The organism is Maridesulfovibrio sp. (assembly GCF_963676065.1).
Classification (GTDB): Bacteria; Desulfobacterota; Desulfovibrionia; order Desulfovibrionales; family Desulfovibrionaceae; genus Maridesulfovibrio.
Genome location: NZ_OY780933.1, coordinates 2,631,164 through 2,643,956, shown reverse-complemented (window position 1 = coordinate 2,643,956; position 12,793 = coordinate 2,631,164). Strand labels below are relative to the sequence as shown.

General features: G+C 46.4%; 13 protein-coding genes. 2 read left to right on the top strand and 11 right to left on the bottom strand.

Features of this window, described 5'->3' with window-relative positions; genetic code table 11:
* Positions 1-42 precede the first annotated feature (42 nt).
* From pssA to upp, 4 genes are all read right to left on the bottom strand, one after another.
* Positions 43-810 (bottom strand): CDP-diacylglycerol--serine O-phosphatidyltransferase, encoded by a 768-nt coding sequence (gene pssA / locus ACKU35_RS11785; protein WP_319759417.1) that lies wholly within the window; start codon positions 808-810, stop codon positions 43-45.
* Between the two features lie 343 nt (positions 811-1,153).
* Entirely contained in the window at positions 1,154-2,236 is a 1,083-nt protein-coding gene (gene mnmA, locus ACKU35_RS11780; RefSeq protein WP_319759416.1) for a tRNA 2-thiouridine(34) synthase MnmA, read from the bottom strand.
* 190 nt (positions 2,237-2,426) lie between these two features.
* Positions 2,427-3,680, bottom strand: a complete 1,254-nt coding sequence (locus tag ACKU35_RS11775; protein ID WP_319759415.1) for a uracil-xanthine permease family protein — start codon at positions 3,678-3,680, stop codon at positions 2,427-2,429.
* 61 nt (positions 3,681-3,741) lie between these two features.
* Positions 3,742-4,368, bottom strand: a complete 627-nt coding sequence (gene upp, locus ACKU35_RS11770; protein WP_319759414.1) for a uracil phosphoribosyltransferase — start codon at positions 4,366-4,368, stop codon at positions 3,742-3,744.
* Between the two features lie 197 nt (positions 4,369-4,565).
* Here upp and coaE point away from each other — a divergent pair, with 197 nt between their 5' ends.
* Both coaE and ACKU35_RS11760 read left to right on the top strand, forming a co-directional pair.
* Positions 4,566-6,215, top strand: coding sequence for a dephospho-CoA kinase (coaE, locus tag ACKU35_RS11765; protein WP_319759413.1), 1,650 nt, complete (start codon positions 4,566-4,568; stop codon positions 6,213-6,215).
* 351 nt (positions 6,216-6,566) lie between these two features.
* Complete coding sequence (locus ACKU35_RS11760) at positions 6,567-7,298, top strand: rhomboid family intramembrane serine protease (RefSeq protein WP_319759412.1); 732 nt, start codon at positions 6,567-6,569, stop codon at positions 7,296-7,298.
* Positions 7,299-7,358: 60 nt separating this feature from the next.
* On the opposite strand, the gene ACKU35_RS11755 is transcribed toward ACKU35_RS11760, so the two are convergent.
* The 7 genes from ACKU35_RS11755 to ACKU35_RS11725 all read right to left on the bottom strand — a co-directional run bounded on the left by ACKU35_RS11755 (position 7,359) and on the right by ACKU35_RS11725 (position 12,762).
* A complete protein-coding gene (locus tag ACKU35_RS11755; RefSeq protein ID WP_319759411.1) occupies positions 7,359-7,565 on the bottom strand; it encodes a heavy metal-associated domain-containing protein in 207 nt (68 codons plus the stop codon).
* Positions 7,566-7,663: 98 nt separating this feature from the next.
* Positions 7,664-8,392, bottom strand: coding sequence for a 1-(5-phosphoribosyl)-5-[(5-phosphoribosylamino)methylideneamino]imidazole-4-carboxamide isomerase (gene hisA / locus ACKU35_RS11750; protein ID WP_319759410.1), 729 nt, complete (start codon positions 8,390-8,392; stop codon positions 7,664-7,666).
* Positions 8,389-9,045: a hypothetical protein gene (locus ACKU35_RS11745; protein WP_319759409.1), complete on the bottom strand. Its 657-nt coding sequence runs from the start codon at positions 9,043-9,045 to the stop codon at positions 8,389-8,391. The genes hisA and ACKU35_RS11745 overlap by 4 nt, the downstream gene beginning before the upstream one ends.
* On the bottom strand, positions 9,045-9,632 hold the full coding sequence (gene hisB, locus ACKU35_RS11740) for an imidazoleglycerol-phosphate dehydratase HisB (RefSeq protein WP_319759408.1): 588 nt from the start codon (positions 9,630-9,632) through the stop codon (positions 9,045-9,047). The genes ACKU35_RS11745 and hisB overlap by 1 nt, the downstream gene beginning before the upstream one ends.
* Positions 9,633-9,670: 38 nt before the next feature.
* Entirely contained in the window at positions 9,671-10,834 is a 1,164-nt protein-coding gene (tatC, locus tag ACKU35_RS11735; protein ID WP_319759407.1) for a twin-arginine translocase subunit TatC, read from the bottom strand.
* Entirely contained in the window at positions 10,831-11,190 is a 360-nt protein-coding gene (gene tatB / locus ACKU35_RS11730) for a Sec-independent protein translocase protein TatB (RefSeq protein ID WP_319759406.1), read from the bottom strand. Before tatB ends, tatC begins: the two co-directional genes overlap by 4 nt.
* A 337-nt stretch (positions 11,191-11,527) precedes the next feature.
* Positions 11,528-12,762 (bottom strand): IS3 family transposase gene (locus tag ACKU35_RS11725; RefSeq protein ID WP_319759405.1). Its coding sequence is split into 2 segments (ribosomal slippage): positions 11,528-12,408 and positions 12,408-12,762, totalling 1,236 coding nucleotides; the frame shifts between segments, so codons are not numbered across the junction.
* Between the last annotated feature and the right edge of the window lie 31 nt (positions 12,763-12,793).

Below are 12,793 nucleotides of genomic sequence, written 5' to 3'. Positions count from 1 at the left end.
TAAGCCTATTCGTGATGTAGTTAAGTAACTACCTGAAAAAGCTTAAGACAATTCTTTGGAGGACTTTCCTAGTAGCTTATTGCTTCTGCGGGATAGAATGAAAATGGTATAAATAGGACCGGAAATAATGTATCCGGCAAAAATCACGAAACCCAAAAATTTGGGCTGAGAGGCAACCATGGTAAAAAGCGCAATAACAGTAACCATGGAACTGAAAGGATGAGCTTTGAACATTCCCATTTCTTTAAAAGAATTGTAACGAACAGTACTCACCATCAGAAATGCGAGGCAATATACAAGCACCAGAGTGAACACGGGGAGTACACTATGTGCAATACTTTCAGGGAGGTAAGGGGCAAACAGGATCAAGCTGGAAAGAGTACAACCTGCCGCAGGGATGGGCAGACCGATGAAATGAGCTTTAGAGGTGGTTCCTGCCTGCACATTGAAACGGGCAAGCCTGAGCGAGCCGCAGGCCATTAACAGAAAAGCCGCCAGCATGCCCAATCTTCCAAACTGGTGCAGTTGCCAGTGATAAATCATGAACGCAGGAGTAACACCGAAGGCGACCATATCAGCCAAGGAATCGAGCTGAACGCCGAATTCACTGCTGGTTCCGGTCAACCGAGCCACTTTTCCGTCGAGCCCGTCAAAAAGACAGCTCACCAGAATGGCTATAGCACTCATCTCGTATGCACCTTCCACAACCCAATTCATCGCGAGGAATCCGCAAAACAGACTCGACACGGTGAGAAGGTTGGGCAGAATGTATACGCCCTTGTGCTTCGGTAATTTCTTTTCCTTTGCCATGAAAAACTTCTTAAACTGATTCTGAAGAAATTTCCAGTAGAATCGTATTATTTTTTTGGGTTAAACTAAATCCATTCGGATTTTAATATTCAAAAGCGAACACAGATACAGCCGCTTTCTGAAAAAGAGAAATACTCCCCTGTTTTGCAAAGGTCAACCCGTGAATTACTTTTTTTTATATATTGGTATCAAACTTTATGAAAATCATGGTCTCAACCGGTCTGAAATCACTTGAAAATATACTGAACACTCACCCAGCCTTTAGCTAAAACCGAAACCGAGCAATAAGTTCGTTATTAAACTTTTATTTCATAAGTGAATACAAAATTCACAATTTACGTGATTACTCCCGGATAATCCCACCGCCTAGCACGGCTCCCTCTTCTGTGTATACAGCCACAATTTGCCCCGGGGTGGGCCGAGAATGCGTCTCGATAAAATCAAATTTCATTCGGCTGCCGTCCAGAACGGCCTTAGCCGGCTTTGACCGCTGCCGATAGCGGGTCTGGATAAAAACCGTTTCCGGCCAGTCCCCGAAATCGACGAGAAAATTAAAACTGTCGGCAACGCAACCCTCGGACTCAAGCTCCTCGCGAGGACCGACGATAAGCCGATTGCCTTTCATATCCTTATCTAAAACATACAACGGGGCCTTCCACGCAATACCGAGCCCGCGCCGCTGTCCCTGGGTATAACGCCACAGGCCCTTGTGAAGACCGACCTTACTCCCATTTGTCAGCACAGCCTCACCGGGACCAGGCAGCTTAACATTACGGTCAACCAGAAACTGGCGGTAATCATCATCAGGAACAAAACAAATCTCCTGACTTTCCGAAGGTAAAGGAATTTCCACGCCCCTTTTTTCCAGCTCGGCATAGGTCTGATCCTTGCTGTGGCCACCAAGGGGAAAAACTGCGTTCAATAAGGATTCACGGGGAACGAGAGAAAGAAAATAGCTTTGATCTTTACCTTGATCGGCGCCTCTGGCCAGAACCTTTCCATACCGCGAGTCTTCGGCAATGCGCACGTAATGGCCGGTTCCGAGTAATTCCGATCCCAGTTCGCGCATGGCGCTGTAAAGCACACCGAACTTGATTTCAGGATTGCAGAGAGCGCAGGGATTTGGGGTGTTGCCCTTAAGATATTCCTGTACAAATGGCTCCACCACCAAGCGATCGAACTCAGCAGTAAGGTCAAAAACATGCAGCGGAACATTAAGCTCAGAGCATCTTTTTTCCAGTCCGGCGACAGCTGCTTCGGCTTTTTCCATTCCAAGAAAACAACCGTGGACCGCCGCGATATCCGCCCCGCTTTCTTTTAGCAGCACAAGCGATAGCAGACTATCCGCCCCGCCGCTGACCGCTACGGCAACTTTACGCCCTGCCGTCTGAACATTCAGTTCAGGAAATTTAAGTCCCGCGTCCATTCCATTCTCCGCAAATATTTTTTTAACTGCCATAGTATAGCAACTATGAAACTACGTCACCCATACAAACTACAGAGCAGACCTTGGCCCAGCAAGTAAAAAAAGAGAAATGCCCGGACACCCCCGACGGGCCTCCGGACAAGTCTCTCACAAGTCTACATATACAATACCGGAAAGTTCCGGTTTATTGCTATTCTTCTTTTTTCGGCTGAGGCAGCACAAGGTTCAGAAAGACACCAAGTACACCGGCAAGGCCGATTCCGCCAAGCCTGAACTCATCACCGAACGGAGTGGGCAGCGACATACCGCCGACACCGAAAATTACAATCAGAGCTACGATAGCGAGGTTACGTGCTTCCATAAGATCTTCACCTGCACGAACGAGGGTATTCATACCCACTACCATAATGGCACCGAAAAGCAGAACCATGATGCCGCCCATTACCGGGACCGGGATTGTGGCAAGAAATGCTCCTACTTTACCGCAGAAAGCAAGAGCCATGGCAACAATCGCAGCCCAAGTCATAATGGCCGGGTTGAAAACCTTGATCAGAGCAACTGCGCCGGTAACTTCAGAGTAAGTGGTATTCGGAGGTCCACCGAGAAAAGCAGCAAGCGAAGTGGCCAGACCGTCACCAAGCATGGTATTCTGAATACCGGGATCCTTTACGTAATCCTTATTCGCAACGGAGCTGATAGCAAGAACGTCGCCGAAATGTTCAATTGCCGGAGCGATGGCTACCGGGACAATGAACATAATCGCTTCAAGATTCCATTCGGGAAAAGTGAAATTAGGTACCGAAATCCACGGTGCGGCCGCAACTGCTTCAAAATGAACCAGTCCGAGAAACAGGGAAACGGTGTAACCGGCAGCAATACCACAGATAATGGGAATAAGCTTGAGCCAGCCCTTACCAAGCAGCGAAACCGCCACAGTTACCGCAAGAGAGACCATGGAAATAATCAGCGCGGTTTTCTCGGGTACCAAAACAGCAGAACCGTCACCGGTTTTACCCACAGCCATGAACACCGCTACCGGGGCAAGAATGAGACCGATAACCATGATAACCGGACCGGTTACAACCGGGGGCAGAACCTTTCTCAGAACATCACTGCCGCGCCAGCGGATAAGAAAACTCAGGAAAACATAAAAAAGACCTGCCGCCGCAAGCCCGCAAAGTGTAGACGGGATGCCCCAGGTCTGCACTCCGTAGATAATGGGGGCAATGAATGCGAAAGAAGACGCTAAGAATACAGGAATTTTACCCTTGGTAATAACCTGGAATAAGAGTGTACCGGCACCGGCGGTGAAAAGAGCCACGTTAGGATCAAGACCGGTAAGAAGTGGGACAAGAACAAGTGCGCCAAATGCGACGAAAAGCATCTGGGCTCCGAGGATAAAATCTTTTGCCCTGAAGTTGTAGTCAGTACTGGATATGCTCATTAAAAATCTCCGTAAAATTTTTCCAAAAAAAAGGCACCGTTTCTGGTGCCTTTAAAAACATTTACTTGGTGCCGAATATTTTATCGCCCGCGTCTCCGAGACCGGGAAGAATATATCCAACATCATTAAGTTTTTCGTCGATAGCCGCTGTGTAGATGTCCACATCAGGGTGTTCATTGACGATTTTCTCAATCCCTTCAGGGGCTGCAACGAGGAACAAACCTTTAATATTAGTACAACCGGCCTTCTTGAGAAGTTCGATAGTAGCCAAAAGGGTTCCGCCGGTAGCGAGCATGGGGTCAAGAATCAACGCAATGCGTTCATCAATATTACTTGCAAGCTTGACGTAATACTCGACAGGCTGCAAAGTTTCTTCGTTACGGTAAAAGCCGACAACGCTGACCCGGGCTCCCGGAACCATGTCCAGAACACCGTCCATCATACCGAGGCCGGCCCTGAGAATAGGAACTACGGTTATTTTTTTACCCTTGATTTCCTCAACCTCAACAGCACCGGCCCAACCTTCAATGGTTTTAGGTTCGGTTGCGAGGTCTTTGGTTGCTTCATAAGTGAGCAGCCTGGAAATTTCCTGAGCCAGAGCGCGAAAACGACTGGTGCTGATGCCGTTTTCACGGAGAATGCCGAGCTTGTGTCTTACCAAAGGATGGTCTACCACATGTACCGCCACGGTGCCTCCTTGATCCCATGTTATTTGTTATAAAACCAGAAAAGTCAAAACTTCGTGTTTCTATAAGACACAGCTTTGACAGTCAAGACAAAAAAACAATTATTTACCAGTTAAAACATATCCGTTAGATATTACTGGAAATTAAAAAGCTGCTCCAATGACTGAAACCAAATATAACTCAATACGGAATAAATTACATGTCTAATAACGAAGATTTTCAAGAAAATGAGAACCAGCTTTTTTGGACAAAATCAGCTGGATTTTCAGATCGCAACAACCGCTTGGACAAATTCTGGGGCGCCTTGCTGGAAGAGGAAGGTATTTCTCGCGGTAAGATTAAGGATTGGATCAAGGCTGGTTTTGCGGAAATCAACGGTGAAGTGTGCAAAAAACCGAACCGCAAACTCATGGGGAATGAAGAGCTTACTCTCAAAGGGGAAGCTGAATTAACTTCTCTGCTTCCCGAAGCCCTGCCGCTGGAAATCATATTTAATGATGGAGAGATCGCAATTGTCAATAAACCGGACGGACTGACCACCCATCCTGCCCCGAGCTGCCTTACCGGCACACTGGTTCACCGCCTCATCCATCACTTTCCGGAAATTCGCAACATGGATGAATGGCGACCGGGAATTGTACACAGGCTGGATAAATACACCTCCGGCCTCATTGCGGTAGCACTTAATGAGCATAATCGTCTGACGATGTCCGCGGCATTTGCAGACCGCGAGGTGAACAAAGAATATCTGGCAATTGTGCACGGCGTTCCGGAACGCGGTTTCGGTGAAATTGATGTACCCATGGGAAGACATCCGGTGCATAAGACCAAGATGGCCGTCGTTCTCAAGGGAGGACGCCACGCACGCTCTGCTTATGAAACTCTCTGGAGCGATCCTTCAAAGCGTGCAAGCCTCGTCAAAGTAAAGATTTTTACCGGACGCACCCATCAGATAAGAGTCCATATGGCTCACATCGGACACCCTCTTGTAGGCGATCAGGTTTACGGTTCCCAGCAGCACGCCGTCTGGGAACAGGAGCAGCCCAGACTCGCAAAGCTGGCAAAGCGACAAATGCTGCACGCTTACTCATTAGCCTTCACGCATCCCAAATCAGGTGAAGAACTCAGCTTCTCCCAAACCCCGCCGGCAGATTTTATTTCCATGCTCAAGGAGCTTAATAAGTCTGTACAAAGGGTCGGACTGATAGGCATGCCCTGCGGCGGAAAATCTGCGGTACTCAAAATCATGGCAAAAATGGGGATTCCCACCTTCAGCGCTGATATATCCGTAGCCCGCTCGTATGAAAAAGAAGGCACAGGATGGGAAATGATCCGTCAGAGATTCGGCAACAAATTTATAGATCCTGAAACAGGAGACATCGATAAAAAATCTCTTTTTACCGCCATGCGTGAAAACCAAGACCTGCGGCGCGAAGTCATGAACATCATTCATCCCATAGTGCAGCATGATGTACAGGAATTCTTCAAACTACATTGCGACGAGCCTCTGGCCATAGCGGAAGTCCCTCTACTGCTTGAAGCCGGATGGCACACTCAAAAACAGGTAGATGCTGTAATTGGAGTGCGTTGTCCTGAAGAGAAGAGAACCGGTCAATTACGTGAAAAACGCGGAATCAGCCCCGAGATTCTGGCTGTCTTTGATTCGTGGCAATGGGACGAGAAATCCAAGCTGGACTGCTGCACAGCCGTTATTGAAAATGACGGAGATATGTCTAAGCTTGAATCAGAAACAGTACGTGTTCTCGATGTTCTGGCTACATTGCGCAAGAGCAGGGAAAATGCATTCGAGGACTACCTTCAGAAACAATTCACCCGCGATGAAAACTAGGTTTTTATAGTAAGTAAGTATTGACTTACCCGCCCCAGGTGTTATTTTATAAGTGAGACCTGAAGCGAGTGGTCAGGACCGTAGTCGGAAGAATGAACACATATTAAATGTTAGGATGCAAATCCATTTTACATAAGAGAATTCTACGAAAGGTCCATCCCCGCTTTCGGCATTAGGTTTTGGGAGTGAGTTTCCTAAGTTTACCTACCAACTCAATCTCGTCACGCCCCCGTTGCTCTTGCAGCGGGGGTCGTTTTTTTCGGAGCAGCCGCCATGGAGATCCCCCGCATTTTCTGCTAGTATTAATTATATACCTGAATATCTTCCACCTACAGAAACAGAGGCCGCGCCATGATCCCCATCCGTGATAATGTTCCCTGCTTGACAACACCCTATGTTTTGCGAGGGATAATAATTTTAAACATCGCGGTTTTCATCTTCGAGCAACTACTTACTCCCCAGGGACGGCTTGCGCTTTTTCATTTGCTTGGAGTAGTCCCGGCCAGATTTTTCCATCCGGAATGGGCAGTGGCTTCAGGCTACCCAGACGCTCTGATCCTGCCGTTTTTCTCCTACATGTTTCTGCACAGCGGCTGGCTGCATATTATCTTAAATATGTGGATGCTCTGGATTTTCGCGGATAATATCGAGGATGCCATGGGGCACGGAAGATTTATCGTGTTCTATCTGGTCTGCGGCCTCATCGCGATAGGTATACAGATGGCTATCAATCCGTCAGCCAGTGCTCCTGTAATAGGCGCCTCCGGAGCTGTAGCCGGAATTATGGGAGCATATATGCTTCTTTATCCGCACGGTCAGGTGCTGACACTCTTCCCGGTTATCATCATCCCCTTTTTCTTTAAGATTCCAGCCTCACTTTTTTTAGGACTCTGGTTCATTCTCCAGATTTTTACAGGTGTAGCAGACCATTTTGGTGCAGGAACGCAAAAGGTAGCATGGGCCGCTCATGTCGGCGGTTTTGTGGCCGGAATGATCCTGGCCCGCCTTTTTGTTCAGAAAAATCGCTGTGTTTATTGTTATGTACCGGAGAAAAAAGATTATGAATTGCCAGATGACTTTTAAGAAAAAAGCCCCGCACTTAAAAGTACGGGGCTTTCTGCATAATTCTATTACAACTAATAATTACTTAACTTCGCCGGCCTCAAAACCAATTTTGGTTATGATTTCCTTAATCTTGGCATCATCAACCGGGGTAGTTTCTTCATAGGTAGCGCATGCATCGTCAAGGCTGACCTTGACATCAGTAACGCCTTCAACAGAGCTCAGAGCCTTCTCAACGGAATTTACGCAGTGCATGCAGCTCATACCTTTAACTTCTACTTTTTTCATTGAACTGTCTCCTATGATTAGTGTCTCTGACAGGGAAGCTGAAAATCTTCCACCCGCCGGAGTTAAAATAGTTCAAGCAAAAACACAAAGCCCATCAATTAATTATTTTCAATCCATTCAATGGCTTCTGCAAAATTGAGCGTTCCGGTGTAGATAGCCTGACCAGAAACAGCGCCCTCAAGACCTTTAGAGACCAAAGGATGAAGATTAATTACATCCTCAAGAGTCGCTACTCCGCCTGCTGCGATAACAGGAAGCTTGGTCTTTGAGCAGAGCTCAGAAAGGGCCATTACGTTTACACCGGTCTGCATTCCGTCGCGGCTGATGTCGGTATAGATGATGAAGGCGGCACCGGCAGCTTCTACTCGCGGCAAGATATCGAACACAGAGATTCCTGCATCCTCCACCCATCCGCGGGACTTCAATTGACCGTTAACCGCATCAAGTGAAACACCTACCTGTCCGGGAAACTGCGCACAGAGCTTAGCAAAAGTTTCCTCATCTTCAAGGGCCATAGTGCCGATGATGAGACGTCGTACTCCCGCTTCAAAATATTTGATCGCTGTTTCAATATCGCGGATTCCACCGCCAAGCTGCACCGGAATGCTGAGCTGACTACAAATATCCTTAATGAGATTAAAATTTGTAGGCATTCCGCTAAAAGCACCGTCAAGGTCAACTACGTGTAAATACCTTGCGCCCTGATTTTCCCAGTACTTTGCCTGAGCAACAGGATCACTGGAAAATACGGTGACGGCATCTGCCTGTCCCTGAGAAAGACGCACACAAACGCCATCTTTAATGTCCACGGCGGGAAAAACTATCATAAACCAAGCTCCATAAGTCCGGTCTCAAGGGCCTCGTCAGAAAGATCCATTGCGGTAACCCATTTGCCGCCACGTTTAAAGAAGGTATCGGCTTCCAGCACGTTCTCCATAAGAGTCTGCTGAGTTTCATCAAAATGGAATCTTCTAACAATACGCCTGTTGTTAACATCAATAAGATACAGATCAATAATTACAGATGCGGGCTGGATATTGAAATCAGCCTTCTGCATGCCGCGAAGGTCCTGCCAGAAAAGAATCTGCGGAACCAAAATATAATCGGCACTCATACACTTGCCGACCTTAACCCAATAAGCAAAAGCGGCCTCGCGACGACCTCCGAGATTTTCAAAAACTTCAATTTCCTGACACTGACGGGTAATCGCGGGACGCGCAAAAGCGGTAACGCCGTGCTTGCTAAGCACCTGAACCATTTTATCGTCCAGTTTCTGGAGGATATCCTTCTTGATAGGTCTTCCTTCCTGCGGCAGATATCCTGCAAGTAACTCCCAGTTAAAGACCGGGTTGGTGAATCCTGCGACGGCGATCTTACCGGAAGGACGCGGCAGTTTAATAATCTCGCTCTTACTTACGCACCCGCTAAAGGTGGTAAGGGCAAAAACACAAAGAATTAGGAGAGGGAAAAGCCGTTTCATCAGTCGAGACTCCCTTTAGTACTGGAAACACCCTGTCGTTCAACGGAAAGAGCATTGCGGAAGGCAAGGCCAAGAGCTTTGAACGCCCCTTCGAGAAGGTGGTGTCCGTTACGTCCGTATTCAAACTTGATGTGCAGGTTCATACCGGCCTTGAAAGCCAGTGACTTGAAAAATTCACGCCAGACATCCCGTTCATCCCCGGCAATAATCGGGGGCAGGATGTCATCATCATACACAAGATAGGCCCGCCCTGAAAGGTCAATTACAACCTCCACCAGAGCTTCATCCATCGGCACTTTAGCAAAGCCGATACGGTTTATACCTTTTTTATCCCCCATGCTTTCGGACAGGGCCTGTCCTAGCACGAGAGCGATATCTTCAAGCGTATGGTGCGAATCAATTTCAAGGTCGCCTTTGCATTTAAGGTCCAGATCAAAGCCGGCCCAGAAACTCATCAGGGTAAGCATGTGATCGGCAAACCCTACTCCGGTATCGATAGAGGTAAGGCCCTCACCATCGATATCCAGTTTCAAGGCGATATCAGTTTCCTTGGTGCTACGGGTAATTGATGCGGATCTCTGAGACAAAACCAACCTCTCTTATAAATCAGCCGTATTTTCGGCCATTACATTTCAATCAAATCTTCGTCGTAGCCGGAGTCCTCAGGCTTGGACTTTTTTTCAGTCTTAGAATTCTTTTTGTTGTCAGCGCCGTCTTTTTCTGACTCGGACTGTTCTGCTTCCGGCTGCTCCTCAGCAGCAGGTTCATCAGAAGAACCACCGCCGGGACCGGAACCATCAGGACCGGAATCATCGGGTCCACCATTTTCAGATTCAGCTTTTTTCAAATTTATGCCACCGCGCTTACCGAAAAAGTAAGAGACCCAGATACCTATTTCATACAATAAAATCAACGGACCGGCCATCAAAGTCTGAGTCATGACATCCGGCGGGGTCAAAATTGCGGAGCAGATAAAACAAACCAGAATGGCGTATTTCCGTTTGCTGCGCAGCCCCTCGGCTGTGACCACTCCCAATCTGGCAAGAAAGAAAATAAACAGGGGCAGCTCAAATATAAGCCCAAAAGCAAAAAGCAATTTAAGCGAAAATCCTAAATATTCACGCAAAGTAGGCATCGGTTTGATGAATTCATCGGCAAAGCCCATGAAAAATTCACACCCGAAAGGGAATACCACATAATACCCGAACAAGGCACCGCCCACAAAGAAAAATGCGGACAAAAATGCCAAGGGAATCATCCACTTGCGCTCATGCTCATAAAGTCCGGGAGCGATAAAGCCCCAGATCTGAGTAAATATATACGGAGAGACAGCAAAAACACCGGCTACACCAGCTACTTTCAGATAAGTAACAAAACCTTCCGGCAGGGAGGTAAAGATCAAAGTAGAATCGGGAGGCAAAACCGCAACAAGCGGAGCCATAAGCAAAGAGAAAAGCGGCTTGGCAAAAGAATAGCAAGCCAAGAAGCCTATACCGCAAGCGATCATGATCCTGACAAAACGGCGGCGCAGCTCCTCCAGATGCTCAAGAAAAGTCATAGGAGCTTCTTCTTCATCAAGCTCCTCTTCGTCTTCACCTTCCGCATCAGCCGCTTCTTCATGCAGGTCAACACCGCCTGCACTCTTTTCAACTGGTAATGCGGCTTCGGACTCAGAATCTTCGCCTGTTTCCTGTTCAGGATTCAGGGATTCTGAAACAGACTCTTCAGCTTTCTTTTCTTCAGAGTTGTCCTGCCCTACTTCACGCGAATCTTTCTTCGCTGAACTCATGCTTTCTCGCTCTCGGTCTTAGGTGCTTCAGCAACTTCTTCGGTTTCATCCGCTGTCGGCTGTTTTTCCTCTACGTCCTGCTGCTTTTCAGCTTCAGCCTGCCGTGCTTTTTCCATGGCTTCTTCTTCAGCCTTTTTGCGTGCAGCTTCGCGTGCAAGATCTTCCTTCTGCTTGCGTTCTTCGTCAGCAGCGGAAATCTCAGCGTCAAGAGTGGACTTCACATCATTGGACATTTTCTTTACTTCAGAAAGACCTTTACCAAGATTTTTGATAAGTTCCGGGAGCTTCTGGGGTCCAATGAGGATCAAAGCTACAACCAAAATTACGATAAGTTCTGTAGAACCGATACCGAACATATTAATTCCTTCTTTATTGCGACAAAATAAACACACCAATTAGACTGAACCGAAATCCGGTTCCAGCATGGAATACACAGCAGTTTTTCAAAAATTGCTGACGTCTTGTAACCGATTTCTAAAACTTTATCTACGTCTTATCGGCACAGAAATTCGGCAGAACAGGCACTCTTTCAACTATTTACTAATTAATGCCGAAAAATTCATACAACTCAAAAGCAGAGAAATAACATAAATTCTTTCTTAATTTATATTTTGCATCGAACCGCGCCGGTATTTTTAGCTTCAGTGGCTTAATTTGAGCCGTCCTAAAATAGATTGACGGTTAATTGGTTTACTACAGGGCTGTGGGGGTACCCCCACAGCCCTGTTTATGTATTTGGTTCGGTGTTTTCATTTTCAAACTAAGATGAGGACGTTCAGAATTATATATTTCAATAGACTCTTTTACGAGTGAATTTAACTCATCAAAACTAGTGCATTTAAACACCAAAAATTCTTGTTTTAAAATTCCATTTATACGTTCAGCTAACGCATTTTGGTAACAATCATACCCATCTGTCATAGATGGGACCATTTCGGCTTTCTTGAGCTTGTTTTGATAAATGGACGATGCGTACTGCAATCCACGATCTGAATGGTGGATTGTTTTGTTTCGCGTTTTTCGGTTTTTGATAGCCATATCTAAAGCTTTAGCGGTCCCTTCGGCACTAAGATCAGAACTCAAATTGTGACCTACAATTTTTCTGCTAAAAGAGTCTGTAATTAGTGATAGATAGTATGTTTTATTTAACGTTTTTACGTAAGTTATATCACTAACAAAGACTTCTTCTGAATACTGAGGCTTAAACTCCTTCAATAAATTAGGATGTTTTTTGAGCCAATGCTTTGAATTTGTAGTTTTTGTGTAATTTTTTCTTGTTTTTATCAGTAAATGCTCTCTGCGCAATAATGCGAAAAAGGCATCCCGTCCAAGCTTGATTCCACGAGCTACAAATTTCTCACGCAATAAAAAATAAAGCTTACGCGTTCCCAGCCGAGGCATTCTGGCCCGCAGACTCAAAACAAGTTTCTTTACTTCTTGGAACTGTTTTTCCCGTACCTTATGGCGTTTTTCAGCCTGATATATCGATTGCCGACTCACCCCGAGCTGTCTACAGCAAGCAGATAAACTTATTTGCTTTGTTTCCTGAAGACCTCGTGCAGCTCGGGGGTAAGTTTTTTTCTTATGGAAGTACCCAGTTCTCTGTCAGAAATATCAATCATTTCGTTGAGAAGCATAGTTTTGATCTTCTCTTCCTGAAGCTCTTTTTCAAGACGCTTGATCTTTTGTGCTGGAGTCTCTTTAGATTTTGGCATTCTTTTCAGATGTACCATAGGTTTGCTCCAGTCAAGGGTTCCGTGCTTTCTCAGCCAGACTAAAACAGTGCTGCGGCCTTGAATCCCGTATGTCTTTTGGGCTTGCTTGTAGGTCATTTCGCCTTCTTCTACCATCGCAACAACCGCTAATTTAAAGCCCATTGTGTAATCGCGCTGACTTCGCCTTACTCTTTGACTTTCTTCCTTTTTCATAAAATAGGTCCTTTGGGTGTAAACCTATTTC

Coding starts and splice junctions, on each gene's coding strand:
- pssA (WP_319759417.1), bottom strand. CDS start 810: ATGGCAAAGGAAAAGAAATTACCGAAGCACAAGGGCGTATACATTCTG.
- mnmA (WP_319759416.1), bottom strand. CDS start 2,236: ATGGACGCGGGACTTAAATTTCCTGAACTGAATGTTCAGACGGCAGGG.
- ACKU35_RS11775 (WP_319759415.1), bottom strand. CDS start 3,680: ATGAGCATATCCAGTACTGACTACAACTTCAGGGCAAAAGATTTTATC.
- coaE (WP_319759413.1), top strand. CDS start 4,566: ATGTCTAATAACGAAGATTTTCAAGAAAATGAGAACCAGCTTTTTTGG.
- ACKU35_RS11760 (WP_319759412.1), top strand. CDS start 6,567: ATGATCCCCATCCGTGATAATGTTCCCTGCTTGACAACACCCTATGTT.
- ACKU35_RS11755 (WP_319759411.1), bottom strand. CDS start 7,565: ATGAAAAAAGTAGAAGTTAAAGGTATGAGCTGCATGCACTGCGTAAAT.
- hisA (WP_319759410.1), bottom strand. CDS start 8,392: ATGATAGTTTTTCCCGCCGTGGACATTAAAGATGGCGTTTGTGTGCGT.
- ACKU35_RS11745 (WP_319759409.1), bottom strand. CDS start 9,045: ATGAAACGGCTTTTCCCTCTCCTAATTCTTTGTGTTTTTGCCCTTACC.
- tatC (WP_319759407.1), bottom strand. CDS start 10,834: ATGAGTTCAGCGAAGAAAGATTCGCGTGAAGTAGGGCAGGACAACTCT.
- tatB (WP_319759406.1), bottom strand. CDS start 11,190: ATGTTCGGTATCGGTTCTACAGAACTTATCGTAATTTTGGTTGTAGCT.